The sequence below is a fragment of the Pseudomonas sp. MWU318 genome (assembly GCF_016756945.1).
GTDB classification, from domain to species: Bacteria; Pseudomonadota; Gammaproteobacteria; order Pseudomonadales; family Pseudomonadaceae; genus Aquipseudomonas; species Aquipseudomonas putida_A.
The window spans coordinates 233,012-256,920 of record NZ_JAESJL010000005.1; the positions used below are offsets into that span (position 1 = coordinate 233,012).

Annotated in this window: 18 protein-coding genes; 10 read left to right on the forward strand and 8 right to left on the reverse strand. The window is 62.5% G+C overall.

The window, feature by feature from the left end:
- Positions 1–187: 187 nt before the first annotated feature.
- Both JN524_RS14225 and JN524_RS14230 read left to right on the forward strand, forming a co-directional pair.
- A complete protein-coding gene (locus JN524_RS14225; RefSeq protein ID WP_202369723.1) occupies positions 188–1,915 on the forward strand; it encodes a ShlB/FhaC/HecB family hemolysin secretion/activation protein in 1,728 nt (575 codons plus the stop codon).
- Between the two features lie 113 nt (positions 1,916–2,028).
- Positions 2,029–6,498, forward strand: coding sequence for a hemagglutinin repeat-containing protein (locus JN524_RS14230; protein WP_202369724.1), 4,470 nt, complete (start codon positions 2,029–2,031; stop codon positions 6,496–6,498).
- A gap of 138 nt (positions 6,499–6,636) precedes the next feature.
- Here the strand turns inward: JN524_RS14230 and nhaA are convergent, their stop codons facing one another.
- Positions 6,637–7,839: a Na+/H+ antiporter NhaA gene (nhaA, locus tag JN524_RS14235; protein ID WP_202369725.1), complete on the reverse strand. Its 1,203-nt coding sequence runs from the start codon at positions 7,837–7,839 to the stop codon at positions 6,637–6,639.
- A 214-nt stretch (positions 7,840–8,053) separates the two neighbouring features.
- On the opposite strand from nhaA, the gene JN524_RS14240 reads away from it, so the two are divergent.
- The 3 genes from JN524_RS14240 to JN524_RS14250 all read left to right on the forward strand — a co-directional run bounded on the left by JN524_RS14240 (position 8,054) and on the right by JN524_RS14250 (position 12,100).
- The gene (locus JN524_RS14240; protein ID WP_003223490.1) at positions 8,054–8,554 is read left to right on the forward strand and encodes a sigma-70 family RNA polymerase sigma factor; all 501 of its coding nucleotides are present in this window, start codon (positions 8,054–8,056) and stop codon (positions 8,552–8,554) included.
- Between the two features lie 40 nt (positions 8,555–8,594).
- Positions 8,595–9,578 carry a FecR family protein gene (locus JN524_RS14245; protein WP_202369726.1) on the forward strand — a complete coding sequence of 328 codons (984 nt, stop codon included), beginning with the start codon at positions 8,595–8,597 and terminating at the stop codon, positions 9,576–9,578.
- A gap of 98 nt (positions 9,579–9,676) precedes the next feature.
- Positions 9,677–12,100, forward strand: coding sequence for a TonB-dependent siderophore receptor (locus tag JN524_RS14250; RefSeq protein WP_202369727.1), 2,424 nt, complete (start codon positions 9,677–9,679; stop codon positions 12,098–12,100).
- A 90-nt stretch (positions 12,101–12,190) separates the two neighbouring features.
- On the opposite strand, the gene JN524_RS14255 is transcribed toward JN524_RS14250, so the two are convergent.
- Entirely contained in the window at positions 12,191–13,342 is a 1,152-nt protein-coding gene (locus JN524_RS14255; RefSeq protein WP_202369728.1) for an MFS transporter, read from the reverse strand.
- A gap of 369 nt (positions 13,343–13,711) precedes the next feature.
- Here JN524_RS14255 and JN524_RS14260 point away from each other — a divergent pair, with 369 nt between their 5' ends.
- A complete protein-coding gene (locus JN524_RS14260) occupies positions 13,712–14,692 on the forward strand; it encodes a diaminopimelate epimerase (RefSeq protein ID WP_202369729.1) in 981 nt (326 codons plus the stop codon).
- 154 nt (positions 14,693–14,846) lie between these two features.
- On the opposite strand, the gene codA is transcribed toward JN524_RS14260, so the two are convergent.
- From codA to JN524_RS14285, 5 genes are all read right to left on the reverse strand, one after another.
- Positions 14,847–16,094, reverse strand: coding sequence for a cytosine deaminase (gene codA, locus JN524_RS14265; RefSeq protein ID WP_202369730.1), 1,248 nt, complete (start codon positions 16,092–16,094; stop codon positions 14,847–14,849).
- Between the two features lie 14 nt (positions 16,095–16,108).
- Positions 16,109–17,380, reverse strand: a complete 1,272-nt coding sequence (gene codB / locus JN524_RS14270; RefSeq protein WP_202369731.1) for a cytosine permease — start codon at positions 17,378–17,380, stop codon at positions 16,109–16,111.
- Between the two features lie 238 nt (positions 17,381–17,618).
- Positions 17,619–18,431, reverse strand: coding sequence for an alpha/beta fold hydrolase (locus tag JN524_RS14275; protein ID WP_202369732.1), 813 nt, complete (start codon positions 18,429–18,431; stop codon positions 17,619–17,621).
- 175 nt (positions 18,432–18,606) lie between these two features.
- A complete protein-coding gene (gene queD, locus JN524_RS14280) occupies positions 18,607–18,963 on the reverse strand; it encodes a 6-carboxytetrahydropterin synthase QueD (protein WP_007915588.1) in 357 nt (118 codons plus the stop codon).
- Between the two features lie 95 nt (positions 18,964–19,058).
- Complete coding sequence (locus tag JN524_RS14285; RefSeq protein ID WP_202369733.1) at positions 19,059–20,138, reverse strand: patatin-like phospholipase family protein; 1,080 nt, start codon at positions 20,136–20,138, stop codon at positions 19,059–19,061.
- Positions 20,139–20,354: 216 nt separating this feature from the next.
- On the opposite strand from JN524_RS14285, the gene JN524_RS14290 reads away from it, so the two are divergent.
- Genes JN524_RS14290 through JN524_RS14305 form a run of 4 tightly spaced genes read left to right on the forward strand, consistent with a single transcriptional unit; the run spans position 20,355 to position 22,956 of the window.
- A complete protein-coding gene (locus JN524_RS14290) occupies positions 20,355–20,663 on the forward strand; it encodes a PepSY domain-containing protein (protein WP_027614000.1) in 309 nt (102 codons plus the stop codon).
- The gene (locus tag JN524_RS14295; RefSeq protein WP_202369734.1) at positions 20,663–20,974 is read left to right on the forward strand and encodes a PepSY domain-containing protein; all 312 of its coding nucleotides are present in this window, start codon (positions 20,663–20,665) and stop codon (positions 20,972–20,974) included. The genes JN524_RS14290 and JN524_RS14295 overlap by 1 nt, the downstream gene beginning before the upstream one ends.
- Positions 20,975–20,977: 3 nt before the next feature.
- Complete coding sequence (locus tag JN524_RS14300; RefSeq protein ID WP_202369735.1) at positions 20,978–21,646, forward strand: response regulator transcription factor; 669 nt, start codon at positions 20,978–20,980, stop codon at positions 21,644–21,646.
- On the forward strand, positions 21,643–22,956 hold the full coding sequence (locus JN524_RS14305) for a sensor histidine kinase (protein ID WP_098968034.1): 1,314 nt from the start codon (positions 21,643–21,645) through the stop codon (positions 22,954–22,956). The genes JN524_RS14300 and JN524_RS14305 overlap by 4 nt, the downstream gene beginning before the upstream one ends.
- A gap of 124 nt (positions 22,957–23,080) precedes the next feature.
- On the opposite strand, the gene JN524_RS27495 is transcribed toward JN524_RS14305, so the two are convergent.
- Positions 23,081–23,836 (reverse strand): methyl-accepting chemotaxis protein, encoded by a 756-nt coding sequence (locus tag JN524_RS27495; RefSeq protein ID WP_442964274.1) that lies wholly within the window; start codon positions 23,834–23,836, stop codon positions 23,081–23,083.
- Between the last annotated feature and the right edge of the window lie 73 nt (positions 23,837–23,909).

Here is a 23,909-nt window from a genome sequence, read left to right on the forward strand (position 1 = left end):
AAATCTTTGAGAACTCGATGAAAGCCCTCGGGGAACCCCAGAGGCGGTGATGTTGAACGCAGTAAAATCAAATGTTTAAGAAATGTAAGCGTTGTAGGAAGCGTCTTGCATTTGCGTAGGAAGGCTCTGACTATCACTCGCATTGATGAAGTGGCATTACGCCATTTTATGATTGCAAGGATGTTGCGTGCCGTATTCGCTTTGCGTTGTTTTCCGTCGTCGTTCCACGCTTTGCCCGCTGTTGTCGGCCTTTGTGTTGAGTGTGTGTGCCTCCTCGATTCAAGCGGCTGACCCTGTTGCGCCGGGCCAGGAAGTGCTGCGCCAGCAGCAACAGCAACAACGCGATCTGCAACAACTGCAGATGGAACAACGCAAGCGCCAACTGGAGCGCGGTGCGTTCGGTCCGACGCCGGCCACACCAGCGCTCCCGCAGACAGTCGCCCCCGATGAACGTTGCTGGCCGCTAAGTGGCACGCGCATCGGCGGTGTCACGCTGATCGACAGCGACAAGCTCAACGCCCGGATCAAACCGCTGCTGGCGCCGTGCATGGGCGTCGGCCAGATCAACCATTTGCTGGCGACCATCACTGCGGTCTACGTCGAGCAGGGCTACATCGCCAGCCGCCCGTACCTGTTGAGCGCGCCGGCGGCGGGGCAGTCGCTGGACATCATGATCGACGAGGGCTACATCGAGTCCATCGAACTGGCCGATCAGAGCCTGCCCGTTTCGTTGGGCGGCGCGTTCCCGCATATGCTCGGCCAGCCGCTGAACCTGCGTGATCTGGAGCAAGGCCTGGATCAACTGAACCGCTTGCGTTCGATCGACCTGACCGCCGACATCGCCCCCGGTAGCCAGCCCGGTGCCTCGCGCATCATCCTGCGTTCGCGCACGGCCGGGCAGTCGCGCTGGGCATTGGGCCTGGGCATGGACAACCTCGGCAGCGCCAGCACCGGGCGGGATCGCAATACCGTCAGCCTGAGCTTCGACAGCCCGCTGCAACTCAACGATCTGTTGAGCCTCAGCGCCAGCGACACGTTGAATCAGGGCGATCGCTACAGTCGCAACGCCAGCCTGTATTACGCGATTCCCTACGGCTATTGGACCTACAGCGCGTTCGCCAGCCATGCGGAATATCGCGCGCCGTTCAAGCTGCCCAGCGCGACCTTGTACAGCACCGGCATCACCGATCAACTGAGTCTGCGCGCCGACCGCGTTTTGTGGCGCGACCAGAGCCGTCAGCTCAGCGCCAACCTGCAACTGGCACACAAGGACGTCGACAGCTATCTGGAAAATGTCCGTCTGGGCATTCAAAGCCCGACCCTGACCGTGGCCGAAGCCGGACTCAATCTGTTCTGGCTCGACCGTGCGGTGTGGAACCTCGACTTCACCTATTCGCAAGGCCTGCGCTGGCTGGGCGCTGATGACGACGCCAATCATGCAGTCAACAATTTGCCCAAAGCGCAGTTTCGCAAGTACCGCGCCGGCCTCAGCCAATGGCGCAACGGCCAGTTCGGCGCGCAAGCGTGGCAGTGGCAGAGCCAGCTCAATCTGCAATACAGCCCCGACCCGTTACCGGCCATCGAACAGTTGCTCGGCACCGATGATTCGGCGGTGCGCGGCTATCGGGTCAGCAGCGTATCCGGCGCCAGCGGCGCGATCTGGCGCAACACCTTGCGTCTGCCGCTGCGTAGCGATTGGCCGGTGCAGATCACCCCGCGCGTGGGCCTGGACAACGGCTGGCTCAAGGCCGACCACGGCGCCCAGGGCCAGCGCCTGAGCGGCGCCAGCGTCGGGCTGAATCTGGGCTGGAAGAATCTGCAAGTGGACGTCGATTACCAACGCGCCCTCAACACCCCCAGCGGTTTGCAGCACGAGCCGGAGACCTGGCTGATGCGCGTGGGGTTGCAGATATGAGCACCAGCGAGACTCATCAAGCAGTGAACAAACAGCCGTCGGATCTGAGCGCGACAGCCACGGCCAAGACTAAATCGCGCGCCGTGATGCCGTACTTACATGGAGACGTTTTTATGCCAGCACACACCTTTGCATTCCATCTTTCTCCTCGGGGCAAATTGCGCTGGGCGATCGCCAGCCTGTTCTTCGCCGTGCACCTGCCCAGCGCCATCGCCGGCGGTGTGGTGGTCGCTCCCGGCCCCGGCGGCACCGCGCAATTGCAGACCCAGGGCGGCGTGCCCATCGTCAACATCGTCGCGCCCAACGGTGCGGGCCTGTCGCACAACCAGTTCCTCGACTACAACGTCGACCGTCAGGGTCTGGTGCTGAACAACGCCTTGCAGGCCGGGCAATCGCAGCTCGCCGGGCAACTGGCAGCCAACCCGCAACTGCAGGGCCAGGCGGCGAGCGTGATCCTCAACGAGGTGATCAGCCGCAACCCTTCGGCCATCAACGGCGCCCAGGAAATCTTCGGCCGCGCGGCCGATTATGTGCTGGCCAACCCCAACGGCATCTCGGTGAACGGCGGCAGCTTCATCAACACGCCGAACGCCAGTCTGCTGGTCGGTCGTCCGGAGTTGAACGACGGCAAACTGCAAGCCTTGAACACCCGCGACGCCAGCGGTCAGTTGCAGATCCAGAGTGGCGGCCTGCGTAACGCCGAGGGTTCGGTCAATCTGATCGCCCCGCGTATCGACAGCCAGGGCCGCATCGATGCCCGCGATCAACTGAACCTCACGGTCGGACGCAATCAGATCGATTACGCCAGCGGTCAGGTCAAAGCCGTGGATCCGGCGGGCAACACCCAGGATCAACGCATCGACGCCAGCCTGTTCGGCGCGATGCAGGCCGGGCGCATCAACATCGTCAGCACCGCCGAAGGCGCGGGCGTGCGTGTGGGGGCGGTGCAAGTGGCCGGGCGTGACGGCGTGCAGATTCGTTCGGCTGGCGACCTGAGTGTCAGCGGTGAAACCGTCCCCAACAGCCTCGAAGTGACCCGTGCCGGCATTCGCAGCAGTCAGGGTGATGTCGGCCTGCACAGCGGCAACGACCTGACGCTGGCCGCCACCGATGTCAGTGGTCGCGACGTCAACGTCAATGCCAAGCGCAACCTGACCCTGAGCACTGTTGAAAGCCGCAAGCTTCAGGAAAAACGCGAAAACTGGAGCAACAGCACCATCGGCATCACCTGGGAAACCTACGACCGGACCCAGACCGACAGTGAAACTCGCCAGCACGGCAGCCAGATCGTCGCCAGCCGCGACGCCAGGCTGACCTCCGGCAAAGACACCGAATTCAAAGCCGCGAAGGTTGAAGCGGCGAAAAATCTCGATGTGCAAAGCGGCGGCGATCTGCGCCTGACCGCGGCCACCGAAAGTCACACCCAGACCGATCAGGGCAACCATCGCAAGCATCTGTGGAAGGCTGACTGGAACAACAGCAGCGAAGAACAGCGCAGCATCAGCAGCCAGTTGAAGGGCGGCAATATCGCTCTGCAAACCGCCGCGTTGTTGCGTTCCGAAGGCGCTGAATTGAACAGCGCCGGTGATGTGAAACTGGCGGGCAAACAGGTGGAGGTCACCACGGCCACCCGCACCAGTCGCAGTAATAACAACAGTTACTCCGGCGACCTGGTTGGCGGCGGATTCTTCGGCAAGACCGGTGATGCCGACAAGGGCCAGACCCGGCATCAGGGCAGCAAAATCAACGCGGCCGGCAAACTGATCGTCAAGGCTGACGACGTGCGCATCAGCGGCAGCCAGGTCCGTGGCGGCACCGAGGCCAGCGTGATCAGCGATCACGGTTCGCTGGTGATCGACGGCGTGCAGGACACCTCGCACAGCAACAATCACGACAAGGACAGCAAGTTCTTCGGCATCACCAAGGACGAGTCGCGGCAGAACTCCAGGGACAGCACCACAGTGCGCAGCGAGCTGGTCTCCGACAGCAACCTCAAGCTCAAAAGCGCCAAGGACATCGAAGTGGCCGGCTCCACGGTCAAGGCTGGCGGCGCGCTGACGGCGGACGCAGCGGGTGATGTGAACGTGCATTCCACGCAGAACAGCCAGGACAGCAGCTCGACCACCGAGACCCGTGGCTTCGATGCCTACGCCAAAGAGCAAACGCCGGAGCAATACCGCGCCGGGGTGCACTACGAAGACAAGCAGCAGACCGTCACCCGCAACGACGTCAACCAGCAGGGCTCGAGCCTCAGCGGCGGCAGCGTGCAGGTGAAGGCCGGCGGCGATCTGACGATCAAGGGCGGCGAAGTCAAATCCACGGCCGGCGATACCACGCTGGGCGGTAAGAATGTGTCGTTGCTGGCCGAACAGGACAGCCACAAAACTTCGACCGACACCTCCAGCACCGGCGGCGGTTTCTACTACACCGGCGGCCTCGACCGTGCTGGCAGTGGCGTCGATTTTGCCCACAGCACCACGCAAGACAGCAGCAGCAAAACCACCGCGCAAACCACCCACGTGCAGAGCAGCGGCAGCCTGAACATCAACGCCGACAAGCTGCTGACCGAAGGTGCGCAGGTCAAGGCCGGCAACGGTTTGAACGTTGCGGCCAACGCGATCGACAACCGCGCGGCCAGCAACACCGAAAGCACTACGCACAACCAGAGCAACTGGTCGGCGGACATCGGCGCCAACGTCGAGTACAAGGACATCGCCCGCCCGATTGCCGGTGCGGTCAAGGATGTGCTCAACGGCAAGGTGCCGGACAAGGAAGCACTGAGCAATCTCGGCCAGCCGAACGTCGGCCTCGACGTGGCGATCGGTCACGGCAGCGCCGACAAGACCGAGCAGAGCAGCAACGCCGTGGTCAGCCGTTTCGACGGTGGCAGCGTCGAGGTGAAAACCGCCGGCACCCTGCACGACCAGGGCACCCAGTACAGCGCCAGCAACGGCAAGGTCAACATCAGCGCTGACAAACTGGTTGCCGATGCCGCGAGCAACACTCACAGCAGCACCGATAACTCGGTGGACGCCAAGGTCGACGTGCGCGTCTACACCAAGACCGGCGAGGACGTGAACGTTGCCGCCAGCGGCGCGGGTGGCAATAGCTACAGCAGCAAGGACAGCAGCACCGCAGTGGTCGGCGGTTTTGCCGGCAGCCAAGGCGTGAACATCAAGGTGGGCGGTGATGCGCAGTTCGCCGGCAGCCGTTTCGACGGCGGGCAGGGCGGTGTGAACATCAAGACCGGCGGCGATCTGGCGCTGAATCAGGCCAACGACCGCCAAAGCAGCAGCGACTCCAGCCTGCGCGGCAACGGCTCGCTGACCGTTGGCACCTTGCCGGGCACCGACGGCACCAACGTCGACCTCGGCGCTGGCTTCCAGCTCGACCACACCGGCAAGCAGACCACTGACACTCAGGCTCATGTGGCGAGCATCAGCGGCAACGGCCCGGTGCAGCTGAGCAGCGGTGGCAATCAGGTTCAGCAAGGCACGCAGATCGACAGCGCCGGCGGCATTGAGCTGCACGCTGACGGCAAACTCGATCTGCAAGCGGCCGTTGATACCCACACCGCGACTGGCAGCAATCTCGGCGGCGGCTTGAAGGGCGGCGGCAGCAAATCCAGCAGCGAGAAAAGTCGCGATCAGGGCGGCAACCTGAGCGGTAACTTCAACATTGGTCGGGTCAACGAAAACTCGCAAACCCTGACCGGTGGCCAGCTCAGCAGCCAGAGCAACGTCGCCTTGAGCGGTGACGCGGTGCACCTGCAAGGCACGCAAGTCAGCGCGCCGAACGTCAGCATCGATGCGCAGAAGGGCGGTTACGTTCAAGAGTCGGCGCAGTCCACCGAGAGTCGCAATAACTGGAACGTTGCGCTGAATGCCGGCGGCAACCTGAGCAGCAAGACCCCGACCGCAGCCGATGAAAAGGCCAGCAGTGACCACGGCTTCAACGCCGGGACCAAGGTCGGCGTCGATTACCTGCAAGGCACCACCCAGCAGAACAGCCAGATCAAGGCTGACAGCGTGGTGCTCAACAGCGCGGGGGATGCGCAGCTATCAGGCGCGCGGATCGATGCGAAAAATGTCAGTGGCAAGGTCGCCGGTGATCTGATCGTCGAAAGCCGCCAGGACTCGACGACCCAAGCCAAGGTCGATGTCGATCTGGGCCTGACGGCGAAGAAGAACCCACCGAGCGACAAGGAAAAGCTCGCCGGCACTGACTACAAACCAACGCTGGAAGCGCAGGGCGAATACGCGCACAAGGACAGCGTGGTGCAGGCGTCCGGCATCAGTGGCAATCAGGGCGTGAATCTTGCGGTGGGCGGCGCAACGCAGCTGACTGGCGCGCGGCTTTCATCGCCTGAGGGCAAGGTCGATCTGGGTGGTTCGAAGGTCGGTAGCAGCGATCTGGTCAACCGTGACTACGGGGTGAAAGCCGGGCTGGACCTGCCGCAGAAAACCGAGGAGAACGCACCAAAGGTGTCGTTCGATAACGGCAATCTGAAAGTCGGTCCGGTGACCCTGAGCGGCAATCTGGACAGCCAGACCCTGCAAGCCGGGATCGACGAAAAAGGCTGAGCAGCACCGCTGTAAAAACTGTGGGAGTGAGCCTGCTCGCGATAGCGTCAGTTCAGTCAACGAAGCTGTTGATTGAACCAACGCTTTCGCGAGCAGGCTCGCTCCCACATGGTTTTTTATTTCGATGAGACCTTGAGGTCAGCTCGAAGCCTTCGCCTTACCCGCACTCATCAGCACGACCACCGCCAGCAGCGCGGACAGGATCGAACCCAGCAACACCCCAACTTTCACCGAATCGACCAGATGCGGCGCGCCCGGGAACGCCAGCGCGCCGATGAACAGGCTCATGGTGAAGCCGATCCCGCAGAGCAGGGCGACGCCGTACAGCTGCAGCCAGCTCGCGCCTTGCGGCAGTTGTGCCAGACCACTGCGAATCGCCAGGGCGCCGAGGCCGAGGATGCCGATCTGCTTGCCGAACAACAGCCCGAGCGCCACGCCCAGCGGTACCGGCTCAAGCAGGTTGCTCGGAGAAATGCCGGTCAGCGACACACCCGCGTTGGCGAAGCCGAAAATCGGCACCACGGCGAACGCCACCCACGGGTGCATTTTTTCTTCGAGGTACAGCAGCGGCGAGTTGTGCTCGTCTTCCGGGTTACCCAGCGGAATGCACAGGGCCAGAATCACCCCGGCGAGGGTCGCGTGAATCCCCGATTGCAGCATGAAGAACCACAGGAAGGCGCCGGCGAACAGGTACGGCCAAAGCTTTCTGACGCCGCAGCGGTTGAGGATCACCAGCAGTGCGATCACCGCCAACGAGGCCAGCAGCATGCTCACCGACAGCCCGCTGGTGTAGAAAATCGCGATGATCACCACTGCGCCCAGATCATCGAGGATGGCCAGCGCCGAGAGGAAGATTTTCAGCGACACGGGCACCCGTTTGCCCAGCAGCGACAGCACGCCCAAAGCGAAAGCAATGTCGGTGGCAGCGGGGATCGCCCAACCGCTCAGGGTTTGCGAATTGCCCCAGTTGATCGCGACGTAGATCAGCGCCGGGACCAGCATCCCGCCCAGCGCGGCGAAGCCCGGCAGGGCGCGCTGACCCCAGGTCGACAACTGACCGGCGAGCATTTCGCGCTTGATCTCCAGGCCCACCAGCATGAAGAAGATCGCCATCAGGCCATCATTCACCCAATGCTCGATCGACAGACCGGTGATCTTGATGTGCAAGGTCGAGAAGTACGTGGCCGCCCAAGGCGAGTTGGCGACCAGCAGCGCGGCCAGGGCAGCGGCCATCAGAATCAGGCCACCGGCGGACTCGGCGGCGAAAAATCGCGAGAGAAAGGCCAGGGCAGAAGGCGACTCCTGACGGGCAGCCTGCAGGCGTGACGGATCGTGGCTCATAGGCACAGCAACTCCGCGCGGCGGCCCGACCTGCGCTGAATTAAACCTGCCCTGCCGCGTTGTTGCGGTGGCACCCGGGCGGCATTTTACACAATAGGCGGGAGAAGGCGCGGTTTTACTGACGATTACCCTTGAATCGAGCGTTTCCAAGGAATGAATTGCCGGGCTTAATAGGAAGCATTACTATTCACGCCTCTTTCCCCAGCACGCTGTCATGAACCCCATGCTGCCCCGCAGACCCGGCTTTTTCGAGCATTACGAAGAGTTGATCGGCACCTGGACCCGGCGTCTGCGCAATCGTGCGCAGGCCGAGGATCTGGCGCACGACACCTTTGTGCGGGTGCTCGAATCCGATTCGGCAGCGGTGCAGCAGCCACGGGCGTATCTGCACCAGACCGCACGCAACATCGCGGTCGACGGTTATCGGCGTGAGGATCGACGGGAAGCCATGGAGTCGCAGGCGATCGATCACAGTGTGTCATCAACCGGCGACCCGGAGCATTACATGCAGGCGATCCAGTTGGCCGACTCCATCGAACGGGCGCTGCAGGAGCTGCCGCTCAACTGCCGGAAGATTTTCGTCTGGCAGAAGATCGAAGGGCTGACCCAGGCGGAAATCGCCGAACGCCTGGGGCTGTCGAGGAACATGGTCGAAAAGTATATGATCCGCACCCTGCGCCACTTGCGCGATCGTCTCGACGGCATGCAGTCATGAGCGGCTACCGCTTTTCATCCCCAGCCCGACAGGACATTCCATGATGGATACCCGTGATTGCGCGTGCGGGCAAACAACGGTGCGCGATGAAGCGGCACGCTGGTTTGTGCGTTTGCAGGAACCGCTGATCAGCGCCGACGAACAGCAGCGCTTCGATGCCTGGCTGAACCTGCATCCGCAGCACCGTGACGAATTCCAGTTGCTGCAAGGCTTGTGGACGGCGGCCGATCTGCTGCCGGCGCCACGTCTCAAGTCCCTCGTCGAAACCCCGCCGGCCCGTCGCGAACGTCGCCCGCTGCTGCGCTATGCTGTGGCCGCCAGTGTGCTGGCGGTGGCGCTCGGCCTCGGTCTGTTCAGCGGTCTGAATCACCTCGACGGCTACAGCGCCGAGTTCGCGACGGCGCTGGGTGAGCGCAAGCATGTGGCGCTGCCGGACGGATCGGTGATCGACCTGAACAGCCGCAGCCGTCTGCAGGTGCGTTTTGAGAAGGATCGGCGGCTGATCGAATTGAGTGAAGGCGAGGCGCTGTTCAGCGTTCAGCACGACACCGCGCGCCCGTTCGTGGTCGAGGCCGGTAGTGGCAAGGTCACGGTCACCGGTACCCGTTTCGATGTGCGCCGCGATGTCACGCAAACCCGGGTCGCGGTAGAGCAGGGCACGGTCAAGGTGCAGGGGCGCAATGCGCCGGACGACCAATTCATCAACCTGACCGCCGGCCTCGGCACCCATGTCGATGCCGAAGGCAAAGTCGCTGCCGCCTACGCGGTCAAGCCTGCGGAACTGACGGCGTGGCGCAGCGGCAAGCTTGTGTTCAACAACGCCAGCCTCGGCGAAGTGGCAGCGGAAGTTTCGCGTTATCGCGACAAGCCGCTGACGGTCAGCAACTCGGCCGTGGCCAGTCTGCGTCTGACCAGCGTGTTCAAATCCGACAACACCGACGCTTTGCTCAAAGCCCTGCCAAACATCCTGCCGGTGGCCGTCCGCACCCTGGCCGATGGCAGTCAGGAAATAATTTCAAAATAACATTCAGGTTTTTTTCGAGTTCATCGTCTCCCTGTTCAACTGCAACTGGTTTGCATTAACAGACGCACACTCTTGCGCTCCACAGGACTACGTTCGACGTGAAAAACACCTCAGCCAACAACAAAAAATCCCCCTGGTTACCGCTGGCCCTCGCGCTGGCAGTCAACGCTGCGATGCCGCTGGCGTATGCCGCCGAGGCCATTCACATCCGCGCCCAGCCGCTGGGTCAGGCCCTGAGCGAACTGGGCCAGCAAACCTCGCTGCAGGTGTTTTTCAGCCCGGATCTGGTCGCCGGCAAACAGGCTCCGGCAGTCGATGGCGACATTCCTCCCGAGCAGGCGTTGCGCCAATTGTTGCAGGGCAGCGGTCTGGATTATCAGATCAACGAAGGCTCGGTGACCCTGTCGCCGGCCGCAACTGCCGCCAGCAATGGCCCGCTGGAACTGGGTGTGACCGACATCAAAGTGGTCGGCGACTGGCTCGGCGATGCCGACGCCGCGGTGGTGCAGAACCATCCGGGCGCGCGCACGGTGATCCGCCGCGAAGCCATGGTCGAGCAGGGCGCGATGAACGTCAGTGACGTGCTCAAGCGCGTGCCGGGCGTGCAGGTGCAGGACTCCAACGGCACCGGCGGCAGCGACATCGCGCTGAACGTCGGCGTGCGTGGCCTGACTTCGCGCCTGTCGCCACGCTCCACGGTGCTGATCGATGGCGTGCCGGCCGCGTTCGCGCCGTACGGTCAGCCACAACTGTCGATGGCGCCGATCTCCTCGGGCAACCTCGACAGCATCGACGTGGTACGCGGCGCCGGTTCCGTGCGTTATGGCCCGCAAAACGTCGGCGGGGTGATCAACTTCGTCACCCGCGCCATTCCGGAAAAAGCCACCGGGGAAATCGGCACCACGCTGGAAACCACCCGTTACGGCGGCTGGAAGCACATCGACACGGCGTTCCTCGGCGGCACCGCCGACAACGGCATGGGCGTGGCGCTGCTGTACTCCGGGGTCAACGGCAACGGTTACCGCGAGCGCAACAACGATAACGACATTGACGACGTGCTGCTCAAGACCCATTGGGCGCCGACCGATCAGGACGATTTCAGCCTCAACTTCCATTACTACGACGCCAGCGCCGACATGCCCGGCGGCCTGACGCAGAAGCAGTACGACGACAAGCCGTACGACTCGGTGCGCGATTACGACAACTTCAGCGGTCGGCGCAAAGACGTGTCGTTCAAGTGGATTCGCCAGATCGACGAGCGTACTCAGGCAGAAATCCTTACCTACTACACCGACAGCTTTCGCGGCAGCACCATCGCCGCCCGCGACCAGAAAACCCTCAGCTCGTACCCGCGTTCCTACTACACCCTCGGTGTCGAGCCGCGTGTGTCGCGGGTGTTTGACGTCGGCCCGACCACGCAGGAAGTCAGCGTCGGTTATCGCTACCTGAAAGAGGCGATGCACGAACAGTCGAGCCGTCTGGCGCTGGTCAATAATCAGCCGGTGGTCACGCCGACGTCCGACGGCCATGTGTTCCAGGATCGCACCGGCGGCACCGAGGCTAACTCGGTGTATGTCGACAACAAGATCGACGTCGGCAACTGGACCATCACCCCGGGCATTCGCTTCGAACACATCAGCACCGACTGGCATGACCGCGCCGTGCTCGATACTTCGGGCAAACGCGTGCCGGAGAAAAACCGCAGCATCGAAAGCAACGAACCGCTGCCCGCGCTGAGCGTGATGTATCACCTGTCGGACGCGTGGAAACTGTTCGCCAACTACGAAACCTCGTTCGGCAGCCTGCAGTATTTCCAGCTCGGCCAGGGCGGTTCGGGTGACCAGACCGCCAACGGCCTGGAGCCGGAAAAGGCCAAGACTTACGAGATCGGCACGCGCTACAACGATGACGTGTGGGGCGGGGAAGTGACGCTGTTCTACATCGACTTCGATGACGAGTTGCAATACATCAGCAACGATGTCGGCTGGACCAACCTCGGTGCGACCAAGCACCAGGGCATCGAAGCGTCGGTGCACTACGACCTGGCGGCGCTCGATCCGCGTCTCGACGGTCTGACCGCCAACGCCGGTTTCACCTACACCCGTGCGACTTACGAAGGCGAGATTCCGGGCTTCAAGGGCCGTGATCTGCCGTTCTATTCGCGGCAGGTGGCGACCGTAGGCTTGCGTTACGACGTCAATCGCTGGACCTACAACATCGACGGTTTCGCCCAATCGAAACAGCGCTCGCCGGGCACCGGGGTCAACGCCGATGGCAGCTTCAACGGCAATTACATCACCGAAGGCACGGCCGACGGGCAGTACGGCGACATCCCGGGTTACGTGACCTGGAACGTGCGCGGCGGGTATGACTTCGGGCCGCAGGTGTCGAACCTGAAGCTCGGCGCCGGGGTGAAAAACGTCTTCGACAAGCAGTATTTCACTCGTTCCAGCGACAACAATTCGGGGATGTATGTGGGCGCGCCACGGACGTTCTTTGTGCAGGCCAGCGTCGGTTTTTAAAGCTTAAGATCAAAAGATCGCAGCCTGCGGCAGCTCCTACATTGGAATGCGTTTCCTGTAGGAGCTGCCGCAGGCTGCGATCTTTTTGCTTCAGACTTTCAGCACCTTTCCGCCGATCGCCACGGCTACCAACAGCAGCGCCATCAACCCGAAAGCAAAACTCAAACTGCTGGCATGCGCGACAAAACCGATCACCGCCGGCCCCGCCAGAATCCCTGCGTAACCCAGCGTGGTGATTGCGGGCACCGCGATGCTTTCCGGCATCACCGTCTGCTTGCCCACCGCCGTGTACAGCACCGGCACGATGTTCGAACAGCCCGCGCCGACCAGCGCATAACCCAGCAGCGCCGCTTCCCAGCTCGGGGCGAAGGTCGCCAGAAACAGGCCTGCCGCTGCCAACAGCCCGCCAAACAGAATGATCCGCGTGGCCCCGACACTGCGCACGATCCGGTCACCCAGCAGGCGTCCCGCCGTCATGGTCATGGCAAATGCCGCATACCCCAAGCCCGCATACGCCGTGTCGATCCCGCGTTCCTGGGCGAGGAACACCGCGCTCCAGTCCAGCGCTGCACCTTCGGTGAGGAACACGATGAAACACATCCCGCCGATGAACAGCACGATGCCGTGGGGAATGGCGAATGCCGGGCCGGAACTTTCGCTGCCGTACGGCAGCATGTGCGGCACCGCTTTGAACAGCGCGCCGATCAACACCGCCACCACCACCAGCATCGCCGCCAGTGGCGTCAGCCCGAGGCCGAGCAAGGCGCTGACACCGGCCGCGCCGACAATCCCGCCGAGGCTGAACAGGCCATGAAACCCCGACATCATATTTTTGCCGCTGGCCCGTTCGACGATCACCGCTTGCAGGTTGACGGTCGAATCCACCGTGCCCAAACCGGCGCCGAACATGAACAACGTGGCGATCAGCGCCGGTATCGACGACACCGTTGCCAGCAATGGCAGCGCCGCGCAAATCAGCAGGGTGCCGCCGGTGGCGACTTTGCGACAGCCAAAGCGCGTGGCGAGAATCCCCGCCAGCGGCATCGCCAGAATCGAGCCGACCCCCAGGCACAGCAGCAGAAGGCCCAACGTACCCTCATCGAGTCCCGCCCGAGCCTTGGCGTACGGCACCAGCGGCGCCCACGCGGCAATGCCGAGGCCGGCGATGAAAAAAGCGATGCGCGTCGACATCTGTTGCAGGTGTCCGGGGACGAAGGTGTCTTGGGGGTTGAGGCTGGTCATATCGATCCTTGGCAAAAAACGTCGCGTCCCCGAATGACAGTGATAGCGCGTCGAGGTTCGATCGCAAGTCTCGGGGCGGTGCAACCGACATCCTAACCTGTGGCAGCGGGCTTGCCCGCGATTGCGGTGGTTCAGGCGATGAATATGGCGACTGACACGCCGCTTTCGCGAGCAAGCGCTCCCACATTGGATGACCGGTGTTCACAAATGCCCGTTCTGTGCAGAACCCTGTGGGAGCGGGCTTGCCCGCGATTGCGGTGGTTCAGGCAATGAATATGGCGGCTGACAAACCGCTTCCGCGAGTGGGCTCACTCCTACAGTTGATCGCGGTTTACAGTGATGGCTTCGACAAGGTGAGTGAGGCCGGTGATGACGCAGTTCTACGATGCGCGGGGCAATATTTACGGGGTGGTTTCGCCTGAGGCGCTTCGCGAGGCGGGGATCGATCTGCCGAACGATGCCGCGCAGTGTGCTGTGTCGCGACCGGCATGGAGTGGCGCAGCCATAGCGCTGTGCTGCGACTGGCCCGAGGGCCAGCGTCCGGCGGGGAGTAAATCGCACCGCAGCGACGGTCTGCTGATCGGCCCGTTCCAGGCAGTGCCGCCGTTCGACGTGCTGATCGTCAATACCGACGGCACCTTGGCCGAGCGCAGCGGCAATGGCCTGACGATTTTTTCCCAGTCGTTGCTGGAGCAGGGGCTGATGCCGGCGGAAGGGGCGTCGCTGCGAGTGCATCACGACAAGGGCGACGCCGTGGAAACTTCGGTGAAAACGGCCACAGTTGAAGGCATGAACGGCTTCTGGCTGAACCTCGGTCAACCGGGCTTCGGGCCTTCAGCGGTGACCGCCCGGAATGTTGAAAACCGCGAATTCAATGGTCATGAAGTGAGCCATGTAAAACCCTTGGCGCAGCTCGATCCCGCGTGGCAGCACAGCCAGTTCGTGCGCATCGGCAACCCGCATTGTGTGACGTTGTTGAGCGACATCGCCGAGCTGCCGAGCAACTCACAAATGCGCGAATCGCCATGGGCCGAAGGCCTGACCCGAATCGCCTACGCGATGCCGACAGGCGCCGGCCAGCCATGCCCGGCGGGCGTCAATCTGCAATGGGCCGCGCTTGAGTCAGCGCAGCGCATCGTCGCCCGGGTGTTCGAGCGTGGCGAAGGGCCGACGGCGTCTTCCGGCACCAGCGCCAGTGCGGTGGCCTGCGCAGCATGGGCGGTGGGTTGGGTGGCGAGCGGCGAAGTGCACGTCGTCATGCCGGGCGGGACGGCGCCGGTGTTGCTCGAAGAAGAGCAGGGCGAATTGGTGCGGGTCAGGCTGTTTGGTACGGCTCGATTGATCGACTGAAGCGGCAATCGCCTTCGCTGGCAAGCCAGCTCCCACCCATGCAGGATCGCGAACATCCTGTAGGAGCCGCCGCAGGCTGCGATCTTTTGACCTTGAGCTTTAAAAACAAGATCAAAAGATCGCAGCCTCCGGCAGCTCCTACAGGAAATGGCGCTCAGTTCAGCGGGCTGCTGAACTCCACCACCGGCATCTTCCGCTGCATCAACACCTTGCCGCCGCGAATCGAATACAACGGCAAGCCTTGGCTGCGAATAACCTCGTAATCGCTGTCCGCCGACAGAATCAGCAAGTTCGCCGGACGCCCCTGTTCCAGGCCATAACGCTCGCCCAAGTGCATGGCCTTGGCGCTGTTATCGGTGACCAGATCCAATGCGTTCTGCAGGTTGCGATAGCCGAGCATATGGCAAATGTGCAACCCGGCTTCCAGCACGCGCAGGATGTTGCCGTTGCCCAGCGGATACCAAGGATCGACGATCGAGTCCTGGCCGAAACACACGTTCATCCCGGCTTCAAGCAATTCATTCACGCGGGTCACGCCACGGCGTTTCGGGAAGTTGTCGAAACGTCCCTGCAGGTGAATGCTTTCGGTCGGGCACGAGACGAAACTGATCCCGGAATGCCCGAGCAGACGGAACAGTTTGGCGCAGTAGGCGTTGTCGTAAGAGCCCATCGCCGTGGTGTGGCTGGCGGTGACCCGCGCGCCCATGTCGCGGCTGCGCGCTTCTTCGGCGAGCACCTCAAGAAAGCGCGAGTGCGGGTCGTCAGTCTCGTCGCAATGTACATCGACCAGGCAGCCGGTGCGCTCGGCCAGGTCCATCAGAAACTTCACCGAACTGACGCCCTGATCACGGGTGTACTCGAAATGCGGAATGCCGCCGACCACATCGGCGCCCATGCGAATCGCTTCTTCCATCAGCTCGCGACCGTTGCGGAACGACTCGATGCCTTCCTGCGGGAACGCGACGATTTGCAGGTCGATCAACTGCCGGGACTCTTCGCGGACTTCGAGCATCGCCTTGAGCGCGGTGAGCTGCGGATCGGTGACGTCGACGTGGGTGCGCACGTGCTGGATGCCGTGTGCGGCCAGGGCCTGGATGGTCTTTTTGGCGCGGGTCTTGGTGTCTTCTTCGGTGATGGTGACCTTGCGCTCGCCCCAGCACTCGATGCCCTCGAACAGCGTGCCGCTCATGTTCCAGCGCGGCTCGCCAGCGGTCAGCGTGGCGTCGAGGTGGATGTGCGGCTCGACGAAGGGCGGTACCACCAGATTGCCGCCGGCGTCGAGGTCGCCGGGGTTCAGGGTCGGGGCTTCGGTCTGGCGGCCGATGCTGCGGATCAGGCCGTCTTCCAGGTGCAATTCGTGCAAACCGTCCTGGTTGCGCAGTCGGGCGTTGATGATGTGCATCAGGCGAATCCTTCTTATAGGTCTGGTAGTGGCGCACTGGCGCGGCGGGCGCCGAGCAGGCCGGTGACGATGACATACGTTAGCGCGGCGGCGGCAATCCCTACCAGCGGCGCGACCCACGGCGAGTGGAACGCGGCGAGCGTGCCGACCGCGTAAGCCCCCAGCCCCGGCCAGTTGAACGCCGGCAGCCGTGCGTCGGCCAGTCGCGGATAGCGCCCGCGCCAGCGGAAGAAAAAGTCGGCCATGATCACCCCGCCAATCGGCGGAATCACCGTGCCCAGCAGAATCAGGTACGGCACCAGCATGTCGTACATGCCCAGCAGGGCGAGCAGGGTGCCGATCACCGCGCCGGCCAGGGTCACGGTTTTGCGCCGCCCGGTGCGCAGCAGGTTGCAGCCGGCGACGGCGAAGTTGTAGATGGTGTTGTCCTGGGTGCTCCAGATATTCAGTAGCAGCATGGCCATTGCGGCCATGGCGAAACCTTGCAGCAGCAACACTTCAACCACGTCGGGCTGCTGATAGACGATCGCGCCGTAGGCACCGATCAGCACCATCAAGCCATTGCCGATGAAAAATCCGATCAGGCTCGCCAGCACGGCAACCCGTGCCGAGCGCGAGAAGCGTGTCCAGTTGGTCGCCTGGGTCGCGCCGCTGACGAAGGTGCCGAACACCAGCGTGATCGCGGTCGACCAGTCCAGCGAACCCGTCGGCACCACGCTGAGCAAACCATCGAGGCCACCGACTTTTACCGTCGCGACCCACATCGACAGCATCAGCAGCAACATCATCGCCGGCACCGCGATGTACGACAGGATCTCCAGGCCGCGATAACCGATATACGCCGTGGCGCAGAACACCAGGCCGAACAGCACCATCAAACCGAGCACCGCGCCTTGCTCCAGATCGAAGTATTTGCCGAGCACCACGGCGGCGGTCGCAGTGCCCCAGGCGTACCAGCCGATCTGGGTGAAACCGAGGATCAGGTCACTGAGCTTGCTGCCGACTTCACCAAAACAGAAACGCCCCATCAGCACCGAATTAAGCCCGCTCTTGAAGGCGATATAACCCAGCCCCGCCGCATATAGCCCGAGCAGCAGGTTACCGACGATGATCACCGCCATCATCTCGCCAAAACTGAACGCCACACCGAGCTTGCCGCCGGCGAACATGGTTGCGGTGAAAAATGTGAATCCCAGTAACACCATGGCGGTCGAGGCCAGGCCTTTTCGCGCGTGCATCGGGACTTCGCTGAGGGGGTAATCGTTGCCGGGATCGTTCTGCGTCATGGGGCGTTCCTTGCTGAAGAGGGGGGACGCGGGGTGGGTTGCAGTGGTCGTGCCAAATGCTGATTGGCGCGGGTTATGTATAGACGAGGCACGCCGTCAGGCGCGAAAACAGTGCATCTGAAAGCACCAAAGCCCAATGTAGGAGCTGCCGAAGGCTGCGATCTTTTGATTTTGATCTTTAAAAACAACATCAAAAGATCGCAGACTGCGGCAGCTCCTACAGGGGGATTTATGTGGGTCAGAGAAATCTGAGCAGGGCAGCAACGATTGCTTCCGGGGCGTCTTCCTGGACGAGGTGGCCGGCGTTGGCGATTGGGTGAAATTGCGAACCGGGAATCATCTTGTGTAACGCTTGACCACGTTCGATGGGAATCCATTGATCCTCTTCGCCCCAGAGAATCTGCACCGGGCAGCGGATGCTCGGGTACAGCGGTTCGGCCTCGCGGGTGTAGCGCTCGTCCATTTGCGCGATCTGCCGATAGAACGCCGCTTGCCCGGGATCGCCGAGCCACGGTTGCACGTAGGGCGCGAGCTCCTCGTCGGGGATGTCGCGGTGAATCGCCCCGCGAATGTAGGTCGGGACGATAGCGCGCTGGATGTAGTCCGGCAGGCCGCTGAACGCCGTTTCATGCTGGCGCACATGCTGCACGAACGGCGAACCCCATGGCGTCAGCGCCACCGGATCGATCAGCGTCAGGCTGCGGTAGTCCTTGCCATCGAGCAAATGCGTGCGCAACGCGGTGGCGCCGCCGAAGTCGTGGGCGACCACGTCCGGGTGCTGGATGTTCCAGTGATCGAGCAACTGCGCGAGCAGTTGATTTTGCACCCCGAGGGAAACATCGGCATCCGGTTGTGCGGAGCGCCCGTAACCCAGCAGGTCAAAATAATGCACCCGGTGACTGGCGAAAAAATGCGGCGCGATGCGGTGCCACACATACGATGAAAACGGCGTGCCATGCACGAACAGCAGCGGCGGGCCGTCACCGCGCACGGCGTGGCGCACCGGATGCCCGTTGAAATCGAAGACCTGATCCAGCAACCAGTCCGTCATCGACCTGTCCTCTTGGCGGGGTTGAGCCAAAAAGCATAGGCATAAAAAAACAGCCGTGAAGGCTGTTAACGCAGATCCCCCTGTAGGAGCTGCCGCAGGCTGCGATCTTTTGATCTTGAAAAAAAATCAAAAGATCGCAGCCTGCGGCAGCTCCTACAGGGGGATTTGTGTTGGGTTACTCACCGCGATAAATGCAACCGCTGGTGCAGGTCTCGTGAATGCGGATCGCGCTGAGTTCCGGCAGCAGGGGCTTCATTTCATTCCAGATGAATTTGGCCAGCACTTCGCTGGTCGGGTTTTCCAGGCCGGGAATGTCGTTCAGGTAGTTGTGATCCAGACGCTCGTACAGCGGCTTGAAGATCGCCTTGATCTCGGAAAAATCACGGATCCAGCCGGTGTGCGGATCGAGGTCGCCGCTCAGGTGCAGCGCCACCTTGAACGAGTGACCGTGCAGGCGTCCGCACTTGTGGCCGTCCGGTACGTGCGGCAGGCGGTGGGCGGATTCGAAAGTAAATTCCTTGAAGATTTCCACAGTATTTTCGGCTCTGTTCAGGTGGCGTTCGCCGCAGCGATTCGGGCAGGCGGCGAGTTTACCAGCTTGTGTTTGGCGATGCGGGAAAACACTGACTAAAGGGTCAGCAAGCGTTCGGCGAGGCGACCGTTGGCCGCCAGTTCGAGAAACTCGTCGCCCAGTCGGCGGCTTTCGTCCATCGCCGCGTGCCAATACTTTTGGCGGCTCGGCGCATCCCCCATGAAGCGCTTGAAGTCGTTACGGTCGGGCAGTTTGCCGTAGGGCAGGCGCGCCAGATATTCCTTCGATGGTGCGAGCAACAGCACGTCCTGCAAGCGCTCCACCGAGGCACGGCGCCACGGCAGGGTCTTGTCGAACCAGCCGGGAATCACCCGGTCGGTGAAGTGTGGATAGAGCACGATGCCGTCGCCGCTGTAGGGCAGGTCGAGGTGATAGTCGAGCAGGCCGCCGTCGCGGAACGTGCCGGCACCGGCGCCCGGCAGGTCGCGCACGCCTTCCATGACCATCGGGATCGACCCCGAGGCCAGCAGCGCCTGGCGCAGGTTGCCGGCATTGAGGGCGACGAAGCGCGACGGGAAGTCATTCAACGCATTCACCGGCGGCGCGAGGCGCGGGTCGTGGATGATCAGGCGCTCAAAGTGCCGCGACAGCCGCGCGCGACCGCGCAGGTTATCGGCGATCACCGAACCCAGTGCCAGGCCGAGGCGGCCGCGATGGTCCTCGGCCAGGCGTCTGTGGCTTTTCACCACCATGATGTTCAGGCGGTAGTCGGCATTGTTGAGGATGCTGGCGTCGCGGCCGTCGAGCAGGTCATTGAGCATGCGCTGCGAGCTCTGGCTGATCTCGGCCATGGTCACGCCTTTGTTGAAATTCTGCTCGGCGTACAACTGACCGAGGCGGCGGATGCCTTCGGCGGCGTCCGGCAGGCAGGCGCTGGCGAAGCGCCAGGAGCCGACTGAAGCACCGATAAGCGAGCGCTCGCGTGGCGCGCTTGGTAGCCATTCACCGAACAACGCCAGATCCAGCCCCTGAATCCCCAATGCCTTCGGCCCGCCGGCCGCACCGGGCAGGGTGCCGACGTCAGCGGCGTTCAGGCCCTGGGCACGAATGCGCGCCATGGCCCGTGGGCCGGCCTTGAGGGTGAGGGAGGGGAACTTGATGTGGATGGCAGTCATACCGGTCTCGATCGTTAGCAAGCGAACAATTATAAGCACATGTTACTGCTTTTGTAGGAGCTGCCGAAGGCTGCGATCTTTTGACTTTATAAAGGCAAAATCAAAAGATCGCAGCCTGCGGCAGCTCCTACAGGGCAATGATGGCAATTCAGTTTCAGTTAAGTTCGCACCGCTATGGTGCCGACCGTAGCTGCACATAAAAATACGGAGACACCCATGAAAACCCTGACTGCCCTGTCCATTGCCTCGATCATCGGCCTGACCGCCAGCCTCGCCCACGCCCGCGATCTTGGCCCCGATGAAGCCCTGCGTCTGCGCGACGCTGGTACTATCGTCTCCTTCGAGAAGCTCAACGCCACGGCGCTGGCCAGACACCCGGGCTCGACCATCACCGAAACCGAGCTGGAAGAGGAGTACGGCAAGTACGTCTACCAGGTCGAAATGCGTGATCCGCAAGGGCTGGAGTGGGATCTGGAATTAGACGCGGTCACTGGGCAGGTTCTCAAGGATCATCAGGATACGTAATGAAGGCTAATGTTCGCGCCACCAGCCGCACGGCGTTGGCGCTTGTGATTGTTTGCTCGGCGGCGATGGCCCGCGACCTCGATCAGGACGAGGCGCTGAAGCTGCGTCAGCAGGGGGTGATCCTGCCGCTGGAGCAGGTTTTGCAACAGGCGCTGGATCGCTATCCGGGGGCCAAACTGCTGGAGGTCGAGCTGGAGGAAAAGCACGACGTCTATGTTTATGAAGTCGAGTTGCTGACGGCCGAGGGTGTAGCGCGCGAGCTGCACCTGAAGGCCGATACCGGCGAACTCGTGAAAGACAAGGAAGATTGACCGATGCGTTTGCTTCTGGTGGAAGACCACGTGCCGCTGGCCGAAGAACTGATCGCCGGCCTGCAGCGCCAAGGCTACGCGGTGGACTGGCTGGCGGACGGGCGTGATGCGGTCTATCAGGGCAGCAGCGAGCCGTATGACCTGATCATTCTCGACCTCGGCCTGCCCGGCGTTCCCGGGCTGGAGGTGCTGGCGCAATGGCGCGCCGGTGGCCTGTCGACCCCGGTGCTGATCCTCACCGCCCGCGATTCCTGGGCCGAGCGCATCGAAGGCCTGAAGGCCGGCGCCGACGATTACCTGACCAAACCGTTCCATCCCGAAGAGCTGCACCTGCGGGTGCAGTCGTTGCTGCGCCGCTCCAAGGGCCAGGCCAACCAGCCGACGCTCAAGGCCGCCGGCCTGCATCTGGACGAAGGTCGCCAGTGCGTGATTCGCGACGGCAGCGAGATTCAGCTGACCGCCGCCGAATTCCGCCTGCTGCGCTATTTCATGCTGCACCCGGAACAGATCCTGTCGAAATCCCACCTCGCCGAGCACCTCTACGACGGCGAGACCGAGCGTGATTCCAACGTCCTCGAAGTCCATGTCAACCACCTGCGGCGCAAGCTCGGTAAAGCCGTGATCGAAACCCGTCGCGGCCAGGGTTACCTGTTCGGCGGGCAAGCTTCGTGAGGTCGATCCAGCGCCGTTTGAGCCTGGGCTTGATCAGCGTGATGGTGATCGTCGGTCTGGTGCTGGCGCAAACCAGCCTGTGGTTGTTCGAAGTGGGATTGCAGCGTTACCTCGAAGCCGGTCTGCGCAACGACAGCGAAAGCCTGCTGGTGGCGCTGGTGCGTGGCCCGCAAGGTTTGCAACTGGATGAGCGGCACCTGTCGCCGGCCTATCAGCGACCGTTTTCCGGGCATTACTTCCGCATCGATTTTGCCGACAGCCACTGGCGCTCGCGTTCGCTGTGGGATCAGGATCTGCCACTGCTGGAGCACCCGGGTTTGCACAGCAACCTGCAACTGGGGCCGGACGGTCAGCAGTTGCTGGTATTGCGTTCGGACTATCGACGTCTGGGGCAGTCGATTTCGATCAGCGTTGCGCAGGATTACACCCCGGTGCGCGAGAGCTTCCAGCGCATGCGCCAGATCGGCCTCGGGTTGGGCCTGGCCGGTTTGCTGCTGATTCTGCTGCTGCAACGGCTGACGGTGCGGCGCGCGTTGAAGCCACTTGAACGGGCGCGCGAGCAGATTGCCCAGTTGCAGCAGGGCCAGCGTTCGCAACTGGACGATCAGGTGCCGGTCGAACTGGAGCCGCTGGTGGCACAGATCAACCATTTGCTCGCGCACACCGAAGACAGCCTCAAGCGCTCGCGCAATGCGCTGGGCAACCTGGGACATGCGCTGAAGACGCCGCTGGCGGTGCTGCTGAGTCTGGCGTCGAGCGAAAAACTCGATGCCCACCCGGAGCTGCGCAAGATACTCAAGGAACAGTTGGAGCAGGTGCAACAGCGGCTCAATCGCGAGCTTAATCGCGCGCGGTTGTCAGGTGATGCGCTGCCGGGTGCGCTGTTTGATTGCGATGCGGAACTGCCGGGATTGCTGGCAACGCTGAACATGATCCACGGCGAGCATCTGGCGTTGAGTTATGTCGCGCCGCCGGGGCTGCAACTGCCGTGGGACCGCGAGGACTTGCTGGAACTGCTCGGCAACTTGCTGGACAACGCCTGCAAATGGGCGGATGCCGAAGTGCGTCTGAGTGTGATCGAAAGAACAGATGGCTACGCCCTGAGCGTTGAGGATGACGGGCCGGGGATTCCTGAAGAGCAACGCACGCAGGTGTTCAGCCGTGGCACGCGGCTCGACGAGCAGACTGACGGGCATGGTCTGGGACTGGGGATCGTGCGCGATATCGTCGAGACGTGGGGCGGGTTGCTGGTGCTGGGCGAGAGCGAGTGGGGCGGGTTGAAGGTGGTGATCGAGCTGCCTAAACGCTGATCCCCCAAACACCACAAACCCCCTGTAGGAGCTGCCGCAGGCTGCGATCTTTTGATCTTGATCTTAAAAAACAGGATCAAAAGATCGCAGCCTGCGGCAGCTCCTACAGGGGAGGGTGATGCCGTCAGACCCGGAACTGATCCATCAGACTCTGCTGCTGATTCGCCAGGCTGTTCAGCGACTGGCTCACCCGCGCCGACTCATTGGCCTGTCCGGACAGCGATTCGGTTACGTCGCGAATGGTCGCGACGTTGTTGTTGATCTCCTCGGCCACCGCGCTCTGTTCTTCCGCCGCGCTGGCGATCTGCAGGTTCATGTCGCTGATCACTGTCACTGCGTCGCCGATCTGGCGCAGTGCGGTCACCGCTTGCCCGACCTGTTCGACACTGCCCTGCGCCTGACGATGGCTGTTGCCCATCGACCCGACCACATCCTGGGTGCCGGTCTGCAGTTGCTCGATGACCTGACGGGTTTCTTCCACCGACTCTTGGGTGCGGCGGGCGAGGTTGCGCACTTCGTCGGCGACCACTGCAAAACCACGCCCGGCTTCACCGGCGCGAGCGGCTTCGATCGCCGCGTTGAGCGCCAGCAGGTTGGTCTGTTCGGCGATGGCGCGGATGGTTTCCAGCACGGTGCCGATCTTCTCGCTGTTGGCGGCCAACCCTTCGACCTGAAACATCGCCGCACTCATGTCGGCGGCGAGCGTGTCGATGCTTGCGGTAGTGCGGTCGATCACGGTCAGGCCCTGGCGGGTGGCGCGGTCGGCGTCCTTGGCGGCTTCAGCGGCTTGCGCAGCACTGCGTGCGACGTCCTGCGCGGTGGCGCTCATTTCGTGAGAGGCGGTGGCGACCTGATCGACCTGACGGTATTGCTGTTCCATGCCGGCGCTGGTCTGAGTGGCGATGGCCGAGGACTGGTCGGCGGTGTTGCGCGCGTCCTGCACCGAGCGTTTC

Coding starts and splice junctions, on each gene's coding strand:
- JN524_RS14240 (WP_003223490.1), top strand. CDS start 8,054: ATGAACCCCATGCTGCCCCGCAGACCCGGCTTTTTCGAGCATTACGAA.
- JN524_RS14245 (WP_202369726.1), top strand. CDS start 8,595: ATGATGGATACCCGTGATTGCGCGTGCGGGCAAACAACGGTGCGCGAT.
- JN524_RS14275 (WP_202369732.1), bottom strand. CDS start 18,431: ATGACGGACTGGTTGCTGGATCAGGTCTTCGATTTCAACGGGCATCCG.
- JN524_RS14295 (WP_202369734.1), top strand. CDS start 20,663: ATGAAGGCTAATGTTCGCGCCACCAGCCGCACGGCGTTGGCGCTTGTG.
- JN524_RS14285 (WP_202369733.1), bottom strand. CDS start 20,138: ATGACTGCCATCCACATCAAGTTCCCCTCCCTCACCCTCAAGGCCGGC.
- codB (WP_202369731.1), bottom strand. CDS start 17,380: ATGACGCAGAACGATCCCGGCAACGATTACCCCCTCAGCGAAGTCCCG.
- JN524_RS14255 (WP_202369728.1), bottom strand. CDS start 13,342: ATGACCAGCCTCAACCCCCAAGACACCTTCGTCCCCGGACACCTGCAA.
- JN524_RS14290 (WP_027614000.1), top strand. CDS start 20,355: ATGAAAACCCTGACTGCCCTGTCCATTGCCTCGATCATCGGCCTGACC.
- nhaA (WP_202369725.1), bottom strand. CDS start 7,839: ATGAGCCACGATCCGTCACGCCTGCAGGCTGCCCGTCAGGAGTCGCCT.
- JN524_RS14260 (WP_202369729.1), top strand. CDS start 13,712: ATGACGCAGTTCTACGATGCGCGGGGCAATATTTACGGGGTGGTTTCG.
- JN524_RS27495 (WP_442964274.1), bottom strand. CDS start 23,836: ATGGAACAGCAATACCGTCAGGTCGATCAGGTCGCCACCGCCTCTCAC.
- codA (WP_202369730.1), bottom strand. CDS start 16,094: ATGCACATCATCAACGCCCGACTGCGCAACCAGGACGGTTTGCACGAA.
- JN524_RS14230 (WP_202369724.1), top strand. CDS start 2,029: ATGCCAGCACACACCTTTGCATTCCATCTTTCTCCTCGGGGCAAATTG.
- JN524_RS14300 (WP_202369735.1), top strand. CDS start 20,978: ATGCGTTTGCTTCTGGTGGAAGACCACGTGCCGCTGGCCGAAGAACTG.